Here is a 2,352-nt window from a genome sequence, read left to right as displayed (position 1 = left end):
GGCAGCGGCCCTGAAAAAATAACGGAGGTGATCCGGATCATGCTGGTTCAGGTAAATGGTGAGAGCATGGAGCTTCCTGAAGGAGCGACCATCGCGGCCCTTATTGAGCGCCTCACACTGACCGGAAAACGGTTGGCAGTCGAGGTTAACGAAGACATTGTTCCCCGCAGCCAACACCCACAGTTCGCCCTGACTGACGGCGACCGGGTGGAAGTGGTACACGCCATCGGCGGCGGTTGAGATTGCGTTCCTGTTGATCACACGGCGAACGCCCCATTCTTTTCACTGAACTCAGGTAGGTTATGACAGACACACCGGACATCCAGCTCCCCGAAGACAAACCCCTGGAAATTGCAGGCCGGATCTACCAGTCCCGCCTGTTGGTGGGCACTGGCAAATATCACGACCTGATGGAAACCGGTCACGCCATCGAAGCCAGTGGCGCTGAAATCGTTACCGTTGCCGTGCGCCGGACCAATCTGGGCCAGAACCCGGACGAGCCGAACCTGCTGGATGTGATTTCTCCAAAAACCTACACCATTCTGCCCAACACCGCTGGCTGTTATACCGCCAAAGATGCGGTGCGCACCTGCAAACTGGCCCGCGAACTGCTGGATGGCCACGATCTGGTCAAACTGGAAGTGCTGGGTGAACACAAAACGCTGTACCCCAATATGCCGGAAACCCTGGCCGCCGCTGAAGAGCTGATCAAAGACGGTTTCAAGGTTATGGTGTATTGCTCCGATGACCCTCTGCTGGCCATGCGCCTGGAAGAAATGGGTTGTGTGGCGATCATGCCCCTGGGCGCTCCGATTGGCTCCGGTCTGGGCATCCAGAACCGTTACAACATCCGTTTGATTGTTGAAAACGCCAAGGTGCCGGTGTTGGTGGATGCCGGCGTGGGAACGGCGTCTGACGCCACCATCGCCATGGAACTGGGTTGCGACGGCGTCTTGATGAACACCGCCATTGCCCAGGCCAAAGACCCGATCAAAATGGCTAACGCCATGCGCCTGGCCATCGAAGCCGGCCGTGAAGCCTATCTTGCTGGACGTATGCCGAAGAAGCTGTACGCCAGTGCGTCGTCACCGATTGACGGCACTTTTTTCTAATAAACGATAAAACATGAGCCACGGACGGCACGGACTGACACGGGCTAAAAACGTAGTCGGATTGTCCGTGTTGTCCATGGCTAAAAAAACCAGAGCGCTGTAGTCCTGATATGACCAACCAGAAACCCGGCCGGCGGGAGAGTATCCTGCAGGCCCTTGTTGAATTGCTGCAAAATGATCCGGGCGCCCGCATTACCACGGCGGGCCTGGCCAAAACCGTGGGCGTGACCGAAGCCGCGCTGTACCGGCATTTTCCCAGTAAGCGGAAAATGTTCGAGGCGCTCATCGAGTTTGCTGAGGAGGCGGTGTTTACCCGTTGTCAGGTGATTATGCAGGAGCAGGCAGATGTGCGGGTGCGTTTGCAGCAGCTGGTGCATCTGGTGCTGGTGTTTGCGGAACGCAATCCGGGTCTTTGCTGCGTGCTGACCGGCGATGCCCTGATGGGTGAAGATGAGTCATTGCGCAAGCGCGCTTCCCAGTTCTTCGAGCGCTTGGAAACCCAGACTCGCCAAGCACTCAAGGAAGGCGAAATTCGCCAGGGTTTGCGCCCCAGAACCAGCGCGGCCCGCGGTGCGGATTTTGTGATGGTCTTCCTCGAAGGCCGCATCCAGCGTTTTGTCCGCTCGTCGTTTTCCCGGCTGCCGTCTGCGGACTTTGACGAAGCCTGGGCACTGGTTTCGGAATCGGTTTGGAACTGAGTTTGGGAGTTTATATACCCTAGCCTGTTGGTTTCGGGGGTGGCGTGGGTGGGGGTTGCCTTCACAGAAACGCTACGAGCACATCCATGTGCGCTTCGCTCCGGCCATCCATGGCCTTCGAGATTCTGTGAAGGCAACCCCCACCCACGCCGTTCAGGACTGCGGTGATATATCTGAAAAAACGACTTCGTCTTTGCGTGCAAATAATTTTGATCACTTGTTAAGCATCTCTCAGTATTCTCTGACTACAATTGTGCAATTCTGACTCGGCGTGGTTTCTAACATAGTCCAATAATAAAGAGATCTTGGCGAGTTGCTCTTTGCTAAAACACCCGAATTTCTGAGTCACTGTCAAAACACAACCATTTAACCCCTCCATTCCCTCTGGAGGCCAAACCACACTTACCTCTGCATAATCCCAATCCTCATGGTCAGAATGCGCAACATGACCATTCCTCATAGAGATCATCAAGTTGTGAGCCTCTTCGAGGCTTTTTTCGTAACCGCTGAAAACTTTTGAATTTTCTAAAGAGAGACCACGG

4 protein-coding genes are annotated in these 2,352 nt (G+C 55.1%); 3 read left to right on the top strand and 1 reads right to left on the bottom strand.

Annotated features, from left to right (window positions below):
* The first annotated feature begins 39 nt into the window (after positions 1-39).
* The 3 genes from thiS to slmA all read left to right on the top strand — a co-directional run bounded on the left by thiS (position 40) and on the right by slmA (position 1,810).
* Positions 40-240 carry a sulfur carrier protein ThiS gene (gene thiS / locus IBX51_RS15000; protein ID WP_291832133.1) on the top strand — a complete coding sequence of 67 codons (201 nt, stop codon included), beginning with the start codon at positions 40-42 and terminating at the stop codon, positions 238-240.
* Between the two features lie 62 nt (positions 241-302).
* Entirely contained in the window at positions 303-1,112 is an 810-nt protein-coding gene (locus IBX51_RS14995) for a thiazole synthase (protein ID WP_291832132.1), read from the top strand.
* Positions 1,113-1,222: 110 nt separating this feature from the next.
* Entirely contained in the window at positions 1,223-1,810 is a 588-nt protein-coding gene (slmA, locus tag IBX51_RS14990) for a nucleoid occlusion factor SlmA (RefSeq protein WP_291832131.1), read from the top strand.
* 220 nt (positions 1,811-2,030) lie between these two features.
* Here the strand turns inward: slmA and IBX51_RS14985 are convergent.
* Positions 2,031-2,352, bottom strand: a 322-nt coding sequence (locus IBX51_RS14985) for a hypothetical protein (protein WP_291832130.1), incomplete at its 5' end; no start/stop codon positions are given.

This window comes from Marinobacter sp. (genome assembly GCF_014859525.1).
Classification (GTDB): domain Bacteria; phylum Pseudomonadota; class Gammaproteobacteria; order Pseudomonadales; family Oleiphilaceae; genus Marinobacter.
This window is presented reverse-complemented; position numbering and strand designations above follow the sequence as displayed.

What these genes read in the sequence shown, in the direction of transcription:
- thiS (WP_291832133.1), top strand. Translation starts at nt 40, where the DNA reads ATGCTGGTTCAGGTAAATGGTGAGAGCATGGAGCTTCCTGAAGGAGCG.
- slmA (WP_291832131.1), top strand. Translation starts at nt 1,223, where the DNA reads ATGACCAACCAGAAACCCGGCCGGCGGGAGAGTATCCTGCAGGCCCTT.
- IBX51_RS14995 (WP_291832132.1), top strand. Translation starts at nt 303, where the DNA reads ATGACAGACACACCGGACATCCAGCTCCCCGAAGACAAACCCCTGGAA.